Source organism: Methylobacterium sp. AMS5 (genome assembly GCF_001542815.1).
Lineage (GTDB): Bacteria > Pseudomonadota > Alphaproteobacteria > Rhizobiales > Beijerinckiaceae > Methylobacterium.
Map to the genome: position 1 here is coordinate 2,549,261 of NZ_CP006992.1, position 13,027 is coordinate 2,562,287.

Genomic DNA, 13,027 nt, shown 5'->3' on the forward strand with positions numbered 1-13,027 from the left:
CCCCGTTGCGACGGATACCATGAACGCCCACGCCTCGTCCCTGCCGCGCCGTCAGAGCCATCTCGACGTCTACCTGCGCGTCCTCAGCGCCCTGATGCTGCGCGACATGCGCAGCCGCTTCGGCGGAAACTACTGGGGCTACCTGGTACAGGTGCTCTGGCCCTGCGTGCATCTCGGGATCATCGTCGGCGCCATGACATTCCGCGGAATCAAGTCGCCCATGGGTGACGATCCGATGGTCTTCGTCGCCTCGGGCGCATTGCCGGCCCTCGCCTTCCAGTACATCTCCCGCGAGGTGATGAAAGGCTACATGGTTCACAAGCCGCTGACTTATTTCCCGCAAGTAAAGCGCTTCGATACCGTCGTCGCACGCATCCTCGTCGAGATCGTCAGCAGCTTCTTGGGCGTCTGTCTCGTGTGTGTCGTCCTCGTCTGCTTCGGTGCCGACCCCGTTCCGGTCGACATGACGATGGCCATCACTGGCTATCTGACGGCGATTGCACTCGGGATCGGTGTTGGGACGATCAATGTCGGGATATGTTCGGTCTTTCCTGGATGGGCTCTTGGTTATATCTTGGTGACGCTCACATTGTATTTAACGAGCGGTGTGTATTTTATGGCATGTTATATGCCAGACGAAATTTACTACTATATGAAATGGAATCCGATCACGCAGCTCATCGAATGGGTTCGCTTGGGATACGACCCCACGATCCCCGTTCAGATCGATTACCTCTATCTCTTCGGTTGGGTCTTCGGCAGCCTCACCATCGGACTTCTCATGGAGCGCTACATCGTTCGGGCTCAGCAGTAGCCGGACAAAGAGCGCCTCACAAAACTCCCGATCACCGAGCGTCCCCGTTCCGGGCACGGCGGCGCAGCGCGAGTTTTGTGGGAGACACATAGCCAGGATCGGCGTTCCGGCCCGGTCCCGGCGCTTCCAAGGAAGCTCCGCCGTCGGGGCGAGGCTGGTCGCCGACCTTCTGTGCCGGGACTGAGCGGAGATGAGGAGGCGGCTCAAAAATTCGGCCCTGCCTCGAAAAAGGGGGTTGAGTCCCGCCAATCCTCCCCGTATAGAACCGCCCATCGCCGACGCACTCAGCGCCGCCGGCGAGGCCAGAGACCGGAAGCGGTCACGGCCACAATGATGGGGCCTTAGCTCAGCTGGGAGAGCGCTTCCATGGCATGGAAGAGGTCATCGGTTCGATCCCGTTAGGCTCCACCATCATACCTTCCCGAGCATAGCAGAGCGATCGAGCGGTTCGGGCAACAACGCCGACCGCCGCGGTGCGGTTTGAGTGATCGCTCGGATGAAGTGCTTGGGCACGACCTTCAGCACTCATCCCATCGCCCCCTCCACCATCGCACATGGTCCGTCGCACGAGACTCGAAGGTTCTGCTCGGCAGGCCCCTCTCGGGCTGGGGTCAACCATTTTGTGGTCGCCGCTTGATGCCCGACCGGGTCTCGTCACGACCCCCGGACCCTAAAGCATCGTCCTGAAACGTGGCCTCCGTCTTTCGGAAAATGATGATACGAAAACAAGAGTCTAGAACATCGTCCTAGATTTGATTTCCAGCACGAGGCCTAGCGGGCGATCTGCCAGGGGCTGATGATGCGGGTGGGTTTCGGGCCGGTCTCGGCGCGAGCCTGTCGGGTCAGGGGCTCGATGACCTCCTGCGGGGCCAGGCGGCGGGCGTTGGCAAGCGTCTTGCGCGCTTCCTCGGCGGGCATGGCGCCGTGCGGCAACATCATCGCCATGAGTTGGCGACGCGTTCTCGCATTGATCGTGCGCGAGTGCTTGACATCCTCGAAGTCGCTCATCCGGTGGCGGGCCGCCTTGGCGCCGCGGCCACGATCGTCATGGCCCTTGAAGACCTTCGGGCCGGCCGGCATGACCACGATGTCGCCGGGACGTAGGGTCTCGTCGCGCAGCAGCGCCGCGGTCGGATTGGCGGCGATGGCTTTCGAATCGACCGGCTGCTTGCCGCTGACCCCGGCGCCGTCATCCTTCGGCAGGGCGGCGTAACGCACCTTCGGCCGGCTCCGATCCGCCGTACTGCGATGCCGGCGCCAGCGATAACGCTGGTTGACCTCGCCGCCGCCGTAAACCTGAATCGGGGCGACGACCGGAGCGGGCGCCGACCGCTGCGGGGAAAAGAGTTGCTGAAACAGGCCGCCGAGCCCGCCCTCCTGAGCATGAACGCCGGCCGCGGTGGAAAGGATGAAAGCAGAAGAAGCCAGGACGAGCGCGAGGCGTCGTCCGGAGCGGCGCGGGGTCGAAGGCATCGACGGCTCCTGAAGCGAGGCGGTCGCGTTCGACCGATGCGCTGTCAACTGAAGCCGATCTTAACGGTTCCGGCGAGAACTTGGCGTGAATGTGATTTTTTCATGAGTACGCCGATCGAATACGCAGCGGCGAACGGCTGCCGCCGGCATAGTCACGTCACTGTGAACCGAAGCTCGGGCCGGACGGTTGCCGAACAGCGCAGCCTCTTCTTCGCGCGCTGGACGGAGCCAATCCCGCGATGCCTACACCCGATCGCGTCGTTCCCGACGCCGCTGCCGCGGCGGACAACCCCCGCTACCCGGCCTTGTGGACTATGGCACTGGCGACGGCGCTGCTCGGGATTGTCGCTCTCCCACGCCGGTCGGGACGGCCCGCGGATCGTGCTGCGAACCGTGACGGGGATCGTGCGCGCGGCTCGTCGGGCGGCGATGCGGCACGCAAGGAATCGCCCTCCCACGAGGGCGCCGACGCCCATCGGGTTGCACGGACCGAGCCGGACCGTGGCCGCTCCGCCGACAAGCCGACGGAGGTGCCGGTCGAAGGGTGGAAGGACATCCTGAAGCGGACTTACCGGGATATCGGCGAGAATCGCCTGACCCTGGTATCGGCGGGCGTGACCTTCTTCGTCCTCCTCGCCATCTTCCCCGCCATTGCCGCACTCGTATCCGTCTATGGCCTGATCGCCGACGTTTCGACCATCAACCACCAGATCGAGGCGTTGCGCGGCGTCCTTCCCTCCGGCGGTGTCGACATCGTCGCCGAGCAGGTGAAGCGTGTGACGGAGAAGGGCGATACGACCTTGGGGCTGACCGCCCTCATCGGCATCGCCCTTTCAGTCTGGAGCGCCAATGGCGGCGTGAAACACGTCTTCGATGCGCTCAACCTCGTCTACAACGAGCGTGAGCGACGCGGCTTCTTCAAGCTCAACCTCGTCTCGCTGGCCTTCACCGCGGGCGCGCTGTTCTTCATCGTGCTGGCGCTCGCCGGTATCGTCGCGGTGCCGGTGGCGATTCAGTTTCTGGGTCTGTCGGGCGACGCGTGGTGGCTGGCTCTGCTGCGCTGGCCGGTCCTGTTCGCAATCGTCCTCCTGATGCTCGCCATGCTCTACCGCTACGGGCCCAGTCGGGACGCGCCGCGTTGGCGTTGGGTGACGCCGGGCGGCATGGCCGCCGCCTTCCTGTGGCTGGCCGGCTCGCTGCTGTTCTCGTGGTACGTCTCGAATTTCGGCAGCTACGATAAGACTTACGGCTCGCTCGGCGCCGCCATCGGATTCATGACCTGGATCTGGATCTCCACCACGATCGTGCTGCTCGGCGCGCAACTCAACGCCGAACTCGAACACCAGACCGCCAAGGACACCACCGTTGGCGCGCCGAGACCGCTCGGCACGCGTGACGCCCGCATGGCGGACACGGTGGGAGCCGCTGCCTGACGGCGGCCCCTCTTCATCCGTTCTTCGCGTTGCTCGGGTCGCCGGTCGGATTCGGGGTGTTCATGCCGAACGGCGCGCGTCCGTTGATTGAGAGCATCGTCCCGAACGGTGGTTGCCGGCTTTCGGAAAAAGGGATGATGCCAAAACAAGAGCCTCAAGCATCGTCCGGGATCAGGTATCCAGGACGATGCTTGAGAGGGCGTGCGGCTTGTTCTCGGGCAGGAACACGAAGCTGCTCGGTGCCTTGATCCGGTCGATCGTGGTGCCGTGCTGGTGAGGGATCGAGCCCGATAGGGTCGTCGGCGTCTCGGACTTCGGGAAACTTGTCCCTGCGCCCTTTCGCGCCCTTCCTATGGCTTGTGCGCAAAGAGAACGGCGGGGCTCGCGCCCCGCCGTCTCGTCGTACTTCAGGAGGAGTTTAGGCTCAGTAGGCGGGGCGGCCGTAGGCGCCGGCGCGATCGACCGGCTGAGCACCATAGGTGGCATAACCCGCCGGGCGGCGGACCGAACCCGTGACGATGCTGTCAGCCGCATTGGCCGTACCGCCCACGACACCGCCGACCACGTTGCCGGCCGCATCCACGGTTCCGCCGACGATGTTGCCCGCCGCGCCGAGCGTGCCGCCGACGACATTGCCGACACCGCCGAGGAGGCCGCCGCGCTCACGCACCGGGTCGATATGCGCGCCCCATACGTTGAGGGTGCCATCACGGTTGTAGCTGGCGCTGTCGGAAGCGATGCCCTGAGCAAGGCTCGGGGTCGCGGCGAGGCCGAGGGCCAGAGCGAGGGCCGCGGTGATCTTGGTGTGATGGGTCATGATCAATCCTTTATCCCTTCATGCGGGCGCCGATCACTTAGCCCGATCTTTTGAAGGATCAGGATAGGCCGTCGCCCGTCTTCGATGAACGGAATTTGGGGCCGATCTCTTGGCAGACAATAGCCTGTTTGTCGCACTGCAGAATCGATATATTTCGGATTTGCCGATCGCGCGCGAACTTTCATGCAGCGACATTGCGCGCAGCAAAAAAAGCTCATGGTTGAGAGGGTGTTGCCGCTGACGCTGCGACTCGATTCTGCCCGGTGCACGAACGCACATGGGCTCCGTGTCCGACAGCTTTTTGGGCGTTTCGCCTCTCGCGCGGCGCAGATGCTCGCGCGATGGACAAGCTCGGCCCGCCGCCATGCCGGCCGTCGTGGGCCAGAGAACCGGGGACCTGCGGCATTTCCCGGCGCTGGGGCGATGTTCTGAAGCGGCGAAAATGCTCTATGGAACGGCGGCCCCGCCCTTGGGCTTCCCTTCGCCGATGGCTGTTCGACCGATGACCGAAGAGACGCAACCGCAACCGGCCAAGCCCGTCTGCGCCGACGACCGGGTGATCCTCGTTGACGGCTCGTCCTTCATCTTCCGGGCGTACTTCCAGTCGATCAATCAGGATCAGAAGTACAACACGCGGCCCTCCGACGGTCTGCCGACCGGCGCGGTGCGCCTGTTCTGCACCAAGATCGCCCAGTTCCTTCAGGAGGGTGCGGCGGGGGTGAAGCCGACCCATCTCGGCATCGTCTTCGACAAGTCCGAGGGCTCGTTCCGCAAGGAGCTGTTCCCCGACTACAAGGGCCACCGCCCCGACGCGCCGGACGACCTCAAGCGCCAGATGCCGCTGATGCGCGACGCGGTGCGCGCCTTCGGGCTGCATGCGGTGGAACTGATGCGCTACGAGGCCGACGACCTGATCGCGACCTACGCGCGGCAGGCCGAGGCGCGCGGCGCCGAGGTCATCATCGTGTCCTCCGACAAGGACCTGATGCAGCTCGTCTCGGATAAGATCCGGTTCTACGACTTCGAGTCGGGCGCCAAGGGCAAGCCCGGCTACCGGCCCGAGCGCAACCTCGACCGCGAGGCGATCATCGCCAAGTGGGAGGGCCTCACGCCCGAGCAGATCGGCGACGCCCTGGCGCTGATCGGCGACACCTCCGACAACGTGCCGGGCGTGCCGGGCATCGGCCTGAAGACGGCGGCCGCGCTCATCAAGGAGTACGGCAGCCTCGAACAGCTCCTCGACCGTGCTGCCGAGATCAAGCAACCCAAGCGCCGGGAGATGCTGCTCGCCAACATCGATCAGGCCAAGCTGTCGCGCCGCCTCGTCGCGCTCGAAGAGAATGTGCCGGTGCCGGTGCCGCTCGACGAACTCGTCGTGCCGCAGCCCGATCCGCAGAAGCTCGTCGGCTTCCTCAAGGCCATGGAGTTCAACACCCTGACCCGGCGCATCGCGCAGATGCTCCATGTCGATCCCGAGGCGGTGAAGCCCGATCCGGCGCTGCTGCCGGGGGCACAGCCCCACGCCTACACCAACGCGGCCGGCGGCAGCGACGCGGTGCCGTTCTTCGGCGACGACGTCCCGGTCGATCCCGAGACCGCCGCCGCCCCCGAGCGGACGGACGGCGCGGCCCCGCCGGAGGCCGGCGAGGCCGACCCGTTCGCCGATCTCGACCTGCCGGATCAGGCGCCGAAGAAGCGCGGTCCCGGCGAGCCGACGCCTTCGACGCTGGTCGCCGCCCGCGCGGCGGAGGCCGTGAAGCCGTTTGACACGTCGGCCTACGAAACCATCGCCACCGTGGAGCAGTTCAAGGCCTGGATCGCCGAGAGCTACGAGGCCGGCGTGATCGCGGTCGATACCGAGACCGACGCGCTCGACGCGGCCAAGGCGGGACTCGTCGGTGTCTCGCTCGCGACCGCGCCGGGGCGGGCCGCCTATATCCCACTCGCCCACGTGAAGCCCGAGGTGAAGGGCGGCGACCTGTTCGGCGAGAGCGGGGCGGAGGCCGATGCCTCTGACCGGCAGCCCGGCCAGATCGATTTCGATACCGCCCTGAAGCTGCTCAAGCCGCTGCTTGAGGATGCCGGCACGCTCAAGGTCGGTCAGAACCTGAAATACGACCTCTCGGTGCTGCACCGCTACGGCATCGACGTGACGCCCTTCGACGACACGATGCTGATCTCCTACGTGCTCGATGCCGGCAAGGGCGGGCACGGCATGGACGAGCTCGCCCGGCGCCATCTCGGCCACCAGCCGATCACCTTCGCGGATGTGGCCGGCACCGGCCGCAACAAGGTCACCTTCGACCGCGTGGCGATCGACAAGGCCACGGCCTACGCGGCGGAGGACGCCGACGTCACCTTACGCCTGTGGCGGATGATGAAGCCGCGCCTCGTCGCCGAGCATCGGGTGACCGTCTACGAGACGCTGGAGCGCCCGCTGGTGCCGGTGCTGGCGCGGATGGAGCGGGCCGGCATCGCCATCGACCGCAACATGCTGAGCCGCCTCTCCGGCGACTTCTCGCAGATCCTGGCGCGGCTGGAGGAGGAAATCCAGGACGACGCGGGCGAGCGGTTTCAGGTCTCGTCGCCCAAGCAGATCGGCGACGTGCTGTTCGGCAAGATGGGCCTGCCCGGCGCGAAGAAGACGCCTTCCGGCCAGTGGGCCACGCCCGCGACGCTTCTCGAAGAACTGGCCCAGGCCGGCCACGATCTGCCGAAGAAGATCCTCAACTGGCGCCAGCTCTCCAAGCTGAAATCGACCTACACCGATTCGCTGCAGCAGCACGCCGACCGGGGGACCAACCGCGTCCACACCTCGTTCGCGCTCGCGGCGACGACGACCGGCCGGCTTTCCTCCTCGGATCCGAACCTGCAGAACATCCCGATCCGTACGGAGGAGGGGCGGCGCATCCGCCGCGCCTTCGTCGCGCCCGAGGGTAAGAAGCTGATCTCGGCCGATTACAGCCAGATCGAGCTGCGCCTGCTCGCGCACATCGCCGACATTCCGCAACTGCGCGAAGCGTTCGAGCAGGGGATCGACATCCACGCGGCCACGGCCTCCGCCATGTTCGGCGTCGCCCTCGACCAGATGACCGGCGATCTGCGGCGGCGGGCCAAGACGATCAATTTCGGCATCATCTACGGCATCTCGGCCTTCGGTCTCGCGGACCGGCTCGGCATCGGCCGCGAAGAGGCTTCAGCCTTCATCAAGCAGTATTTCGAGCGCTTTCCCGGCATCCGCGACTACATCGACACCACCAAGCGCTCGTGCCGCGAGAAGGGCTACGTGACGACCCTGTTCGGCCGCGTCTGTCACTACCCGCAGATCCGCTCGAACAACCCGTCCGAGCGGGCGAGCGTGGAGCGCCAAGCCATCAACGCCCCCATCCAGGGCACCGCTGCCGACATCATCCGTCGCGCCATGACGCGGATGGAGGATGCGCTGGAGGCCAAGAAGCTCACCGCGCGGATGCTGCTGCAGGTGCACGACGAACTCGTGTTCGAGGTGCCCGACGACGAGGTGGAGGCGACGATTCCCGTGATCGCCGGGGTGATGGAAGAGGCGCCCGCGCCGGCCCTGACGCTGAGGGTGCCGCTGGTGGTCGAGGCGCGGGCGGCGGCCAACTGGGAAGAGGCGCACTGACCTCTTTGCGTCCTGACTTCAGAAGTCGCCCGCCGCCTTGTGCGCGAGGCGGATCGGCTCCGGCAGGCGGTATTTCGGCGAGCAGGCCAGCACGAGTTCGACCGCGCTCGGGATGTCGGCGCGATGGCCCGGCGAGATGAACAGCGGGAGTGTGGCGTTACGCGTGCGGACCACGGCGCCGATGGTCTCGCCCCGATCGATCAGGGGGACGTGCGCGCCCTTTTCCTCGGGTAGGGCTGCGTTGGTGCCGACGAGCCGCGTCTTGCCGACGCCGATGGTCGGTCGCTCCAACCACAGGCCCATATGGCTGGCGATGCCGATGCGGCGCGGATGGGCGATGCCCATGCCGTCGAACAGAAAGACGTCCGGCTCCGCACGCAGGCGCCCGAAGGCTTCCTCGAGCACCGGCCCTTCGCGAAAACTCAGGAGGCCGGGAATGTAGGGGAAGGGCGTCGGCCGCTCGGCGAAGGCCGTCTCGACGAGGAGAAAACCCGGAAAGGTCACGACGACGACGGCGGCGCGGGAGCGCTCGTTCTTCACGCTGACATCGACCCCGGCGACCAGCCGCACCGCACCGAGATCGATGGCCCGGTCGGCCACGATCTCGCTGCGGAGCCGGCGCTGGAGTGCGACCGCCTCGGCCGGCGTCAGGTCCCAGGCATGGCGCGGGTGAAGCTCCATGCCCGGCGCCCGGTCAGTTGGCGAAGCGGAAGTGCAGCACGTCGCCGTCCTGCACCACGTATTCCTTGCCCTCCAGCCGCAGCTTGCCGGCGTCGCGCGCACCCGCCTCGCCGTTCAGCGCGGTGTAGTCCTTGAACGCGATGGTCTCGGCGCGGATGAAGCCCTTCTCGAAGTCGGTATGGATCACGCCGGCCGCCGCCGGGGCGCGGGTGCCCCGGGTGATCGTCCAGGCGCGAGCCTCCTTCGGGCCGACGGTGAAGTAGGTGACGAGACCGAGCAGGTCGTAGCCGGCGCGGATCACCCGGTTCAGGCCGGGCTCGCTCAGCCCGACCGCCTCGAGGAAATCGGCCTGGTCGGCCTCGGGCATCACCGCAATCTCGCTCTCGATCTTGGCCGAGACGACCACGGCGACCGCGCCCTCGGCCTTCGCCCGGTCGAACACTGCCTGAGACTTGGCATTGCCCTTGTCGGCGTCGCTCTCGTCGACGTTGCAGACGTAGAGCACGGGCTTGGCCGTCATCAGGCCGAGCTGCTGGAACAGCCGCTCCTCGTCGGCCTTGCGCTCCACCAGCCGGGCCGGCTTGCCCTCGCGCAGGAGCGGCAGGGCGCGGTTGACGAGGTCGAGGAACTCCTTGGCCTCCTTGTCGGAGCCCTTGGCCCGCTTCTCCAGGGCGACGACGCGCTTCTCGAGGCTGTCGAGGTCGGCCAGCATCAGCTCGGTCTCGATGGTCTCGATGTCGGCGATCGGATCGACCTTGCCCTCGACATGGGTGACGTCGCCGTCCTCGAAGCAGCGCACCACGTGGGCGATGGCATCGACCTCGCGGATATTGGCCAGGAACTGGTTGCCGAGACCCTCGCCTTTCGATGCGCCGCGCACGAGGCCGGCGATGTCGACGAAGGTCAGCCGCGTCGGGATGATCTCCTTCGACGAGGCGATCCGGGCGAGGTCATCGAGCCGGGGATCGGGCACCGCGACCTCGCCCACGTTCGGCTCGATGGTGCAGAACGGGTAGTTCGCGGCCTGGGCCGCGGCGGTCTGCGTGAGCGCGTTGAAGAGGGTCGACTTGCCGACGTTCGGCAGGCCGACGATGCCGCATTTGAAGCCCATGGCTGGTCCTAGAAATCCGTTGTGATCGGTCGGGAGCCGCGCCCGGAAGCAGGCTCCATCGGGGTCCGGCGGCTTCGTGTCAATTCGCGTCGCGCGCTTTGGCCTTGCCGGCCTCGACAGGCGTCTTCACCGTCTCCCAGCCGCGGCCGGCCATGGCGAGATGCACCTTGTTCTGGAAGCTCGCATCCTCGCCGGCCGCCAGCAACGGCGCGTGGTCGGCGGTGGCGCGGCAGAGATCCTCGACCCAAGGCTCCTCCGCCTTGGCGAAGTCGTTGAGGACGTAGGCGTGCACCAGCGCCTTGTCGCCGGGGTGCCCGATGCCGAGGCGGACGCGGCGGTAATCGTTGCCGCACTGCGCCGTGATCGAGCGCAGGCCGTTATGCCCGGCATTGCCGCCGCCGAGCTTCACCCGCAGCTTGGCCGGCGCGAGGTCGAGTTCGTCGTGCAGCACGATCACGTCGGCGAGCGGAATCTTGAAGAAGCGCTGAGCCTCGCCGACCGAGCGGCCGGATTCGTTCATGAAGGTCTGGGGCTTGAGCAGGATCGCACGCTCGGAGCCGAGCATCACCTCGGCCGCCTCGCCCTGGAAGCGGCGGCGGAAGGGGGCCGCCCGGTGGACGCGGGCGATCTCGTCCACGGCCATGAAGCCGATGTTGTGGCGGTTGCGCGCGTAGCGCGCGCCGGGATTTCCCAATCCGACGATGAGCCGCATATGCGCTCCCGATCTCAGCCCCGACAAATGCAAATGCCCCGGCCGGGTGGCCGGGGCATCGCGTGTTTCGCAGAGCGGGCGCTCGCGGCGCCCGCTGCGGCTTACGCCTCGCTCTCGTTCTTCTCGTCGGTGGCCTCGGCTTCGGCTTCCGCCTTCTCCTCGGCGGACTCGGCCGACTGCGCCTCGGCGATCGCGGCTTCCTCGGCCTCGACCTCGGCGCCGAGCACCGTCGGCGGCAGGAGGTTGGCGACCGTGTCGGTCGGCTCGCCCGTGTAGGTGCCGGCCGGCAGGCGCAGGTCGGAGGCGTGGATCACGTCACCGATCTCGCGGCCGGTGAGATCGACCTCGATCGCGTCGGGGATCTGGTCGGGCGCGACCTCGAGGGACACGGTGTGCAGCGCGATGTTGAGGGTGCCGCCCTTCTGCTTGATACCCGGCGCCTGATCCTCGTTCACGAAGTGGACGGGGACATCCACCGTGACGGTCTGGCCGGCGACGATACGCAGGAAATCCACGTGCAGCGGCACGCCGCTGACCGGATCGAGCTGGTAGTCGCGCGGGATCGCGCGGGTCTTCTTGCCGCCCGCATCGATCTCGAACACGGTGGTCTTGAAGCCGCCGGCGTAGATCAGGGTGCGGGCGCGGATGAGGTCGATGGCGATGGCCTGCGGGGCCTGGTTGCCGCCGTAGATGACGGCGGGAATCTGGCCCTGGCGACGAACGGCCCGGGCGGCCCCCTTGCCGACCCGGTCGCGTGCCACGGCCTCAAGCGTCTTGGTGGCGCTCATGGCGTGATCCTTTTGTAAAATATGGAGCCGGGCCAACGACAAAGGCCGCCCAAAGCGGACGGCCCGACCGTTCCCCAGCGCGCCCGTGCCTCCAAGGGTGTCTCAAGGGCGCGGGCGGGCCATACACGCAATGGGGCCTCGTGGCAACGGCGGAAGGCCGGCCCTTGTTTTGACGCGCCTTCTTTCGACGAACCGGTGACCACTTCGTCGGAATGCGTTCTACCGGTTCTGGGTCGCCATGGTGCGGCGCTGCTCGGCCTGCTTGCTGGTGTCGTCGAAATACTTGGCGGCGTCGCCGAGCTGTACCGAGGGCTGGCAGTTCGGGGTGCAGGAATAGGATTCTCGATCCAGGCCGCGCTGCACGGTGATGATCGACGCCTGCGGCGCCTGCACGCTGATGGTCGATTCGGCGAGCATCGCCCCCCTGCCGTCGAGGGCGATCAGGTTGGTCGTACCGAAGCTCTTGCCCGTCAGCACCACGACGCCGTTCTTCTGCAGGGTGATGTCGGCGATCATCGGGTTGCCCACCACGACGGTCTGGGTCTTCTCCGGCAGGCGGATCACCTTCGCGTTGTCGACCTGCACCGAGACGGTGCCCTGCGGCACCGGCTCGTTCGCGCGGACGGGCGCGGCGAGCGCGAGCAGAACCAGGACGGCCGGGCCGGCGCGGAGCGGGAAGGGGTGAGGGCGCAGGCGGGGCATGAAGGGTCGGTCCGATCGCGCGTAGGGCAGCGCTCTCCGCCGAAGGCTGTGCCGTGTCCGCGGCACGAATCCGGAGCGGAGGCGTCTCTCGTCGCGTGAACGGAACAGGAAACTGATGAAGGAAGCGCTAACCTTGTCCGGAAGTCCAACGTCTACGAGCCTCGTTCGGCGTCAGCGAACCATTCGACCGATCTTCGAAACGCATCATTAACTGCTGCTCGCAAACACCCGGCTAGTGGCTTGGTTATGAGGTCGATTTAACCCAAATGCAACGCGTCGGGATTACAACTCGGTCTGTCGCCGATCGGAGCTTCCGCAGACTTCCGACGGACGCCCCTCGGATCTAATCAAGTGGAGATTATCGTGAAGAACATCGCCAAGCGCTTCATCTCTGATGAGTCCGGCGCGACTGCCATCGAATACGGCATGGTTGCTGCTATGATCGGAGTTGCCGTCGTCGGTATCTTCTCCACCTTCGGTGGTAAGCTGAAGACAGCCTTCACGACGCTCGGCGACGGCCTTAACACGCAGACCGGCGAGCTCGGCAAGGCGAAAGCTGGCAGCTAATTCTCCAGTTAGGCGACATCTGCTCTCAGGACGTCGCGGCTTTCCTCCACGACGTCCTAGAGTTGATCGTCCGATACACACTCATCACCATCGGCCTTCGCAGATCAGGTCGCGAAAGGGGCTCGCCTTCGAAGGCAGCGGTCACCTTGGGCCGAAAGTGTCTGGAGATCAATTGCTCACCGGTTGCTTGACAGAGGGCATGGAAAAACGAAAACTTGACGAATAAGGAACGAATGAAATTAAGTTAGATGCGGCCATAGAACTGGCTCTGATCATATCAGGCCAA

Annotated in this window: 11 protein-coding genes and 1 tRNA gene; 5 read left to right on the top strand and 7 right to left on the bottom strand. The window is 66.1% G+C overall.

All coding sequences use genetic code 11. The features are described 5' to 3' along the window. The first annotated feature begins 19 nt into the window (after positions 1-19). The gene (locus tag Y590_RS11315; protein WP_060769926.1) at positions 20-814 is read left to right on the top strand and encodes an ABC transporter permease; all 795 of its coding nucleotides are present in this window, start codon (positions 20-22) and stop codon (positions 812-814) included. A gap of 335 nt (positions 815-1,149) precedes the next feature. Further along, positions 1,150-1,225 (top strand) — tRNA-Ala (locus tag Y590_RS11320). 360 nt (positions 1,226-1,585) lie between these two features. Here the strand turns inward: Y590_RS11320 and Y590_RS11325 are convergent. Beyond that, positions 1,586-2,287: a hypothetical protein gene (locus Y590_RS11325; RefSeq protein WP_060769927.1), complete on the bottom strand. Its 702-nt coding sequence runs from the start codon at positions 2,285-2,287 to the stop codon at positions 1,586-1,588. 239 nt (positions 2,288-2,526) lie between these two features. Here Y590_RS11325 and Y590_RS11330 point away from each other — a divergent pair, with 239 nt between their 5' ends. Further along, positions 2,527-3,720: a YihY/virulence factor BrkB family protein gene (locus tag Y590_RS11330; RefSeq protein WP_060769928.1), complete on the top strand. Its 1,194-nt coding sequence runs from the start codon at positions 2,527-2,529 to the stop codon at positions 3,718-3,720. Positions 3,721-4,144: 424 nt separating this feature from the next. Here Y590_RS11330 and Y590_RS11335 read toward each other — a convergent pair whose 3' ends face one another. After that, positions 4,145-4,537, bottom strand: coding sequence for a hypothetical protein (locus tag Y590_RS11335; protein ID WP_060772258.1), 393 nt, complete (start codon positions 4,535-4,537; stop codon positions 4,145-4,147). Between the two features lie 502 nt (positions 4,538-5,039). Between Y590_RS11335 and polA the strand changes: the two genes are divergently transcribed. After that, entirely contained in the window at positions 5,040-8,180 is a 3,141-nt protein-coding gene (polA, locus tag Y590_RS11340) for a DNA polymerase I (protein WP_060769929.1), read from the top strand. Between the two features lie 18 nt (positions 8,181-8,198). On the opposite strand, the gene nfi is transcribed toward polA, so the two are convergent. The 5 genes from nfi to Y590_RS11365 form a co-directional block, all read right to left on the bottom strand. Further along, the gene (nfi, locus tag Y590_RS11345) at positions 8,199-8,861 is read right to left on the bottom strand and encodes a deoxyribonuclease V (protein WP_060769930.1); all 663 of its coding nucleotides are present in this window, start codon (positions 8,859-8,861) and stop codon (positions 8,199-8,201) included. Between the two features lie 13 nt (positions 8,862-8,874). Further along, positions 8,875-9,972 (bottom strand): redox-regulated ATPase YchF, encoded by a 1,098-nt coding sequence (gene ychF / locus Y590_RS11350; RefSeq protein ID WP_060769931.1) that lies wholly within the window; start codon positions 9,970-9,972, stop codon positions 8,875-8,877. Between the two features lie 79 nt (positions 9,973-10,051). After that, positions 10,052-10,684 carry an aminoacyl-tRNA hydrolase gene (gene pth, locus Y590_RS11355; RefSeq protein ID WP_060769932.1) on the bottom strand — a complete coding sequence of 211 codons (633 nt, stop codon included), beginning with the start codon at positions 10,682-10,684 and terminating at the stop codon, positions 10,052-10,054. 101 nt (positions 10,685-10,785) lie between these two features. Next, positions 10,786-11,472 carry a 50S ribosomal protein L25/general stress protein Ctc gene (locus Y590_RS11360; RefSeq protein ID WP_060769933.1) on the bottom strand — a complete coding sequence of 229 codons (687 nt, stop codon included), beginning with the start codon at positions 11,470-11,472 and terminating at the stop codon, positions 10,786-10,788. Between the two features lie 219 nt (positions 11,473-11,691). After that, complete coding sequence (locus Y590_RS11365) at positions 11,692-12,174, bottom strand: pilus assembly protein N-terminal domain-containing protein (protein ID WP_060769934.1); 483 nt, start codon at positions 12,172-12,174, stop codon at positions 11,692-11,694. Between the two features lie 363 nt (positions 12,175-12,537). Here Y590_RS11365 and Y590_RS11370 point away from each other — a divergent pair, with 363 nt between their 5' ends. Next, positions 12,538-12,741, top strand: coding sequence for a Flp family type IVb pilin (locus tag Y590_RS11370; RefSeq protein WP_060772259.1), 204 nt, complete (start codon positions 12,538-12,540; stop codon positions 12,739-12,741). The last annotated feature ends 286 nt before the right edge of the window (positions 12,742-13,027 follow it).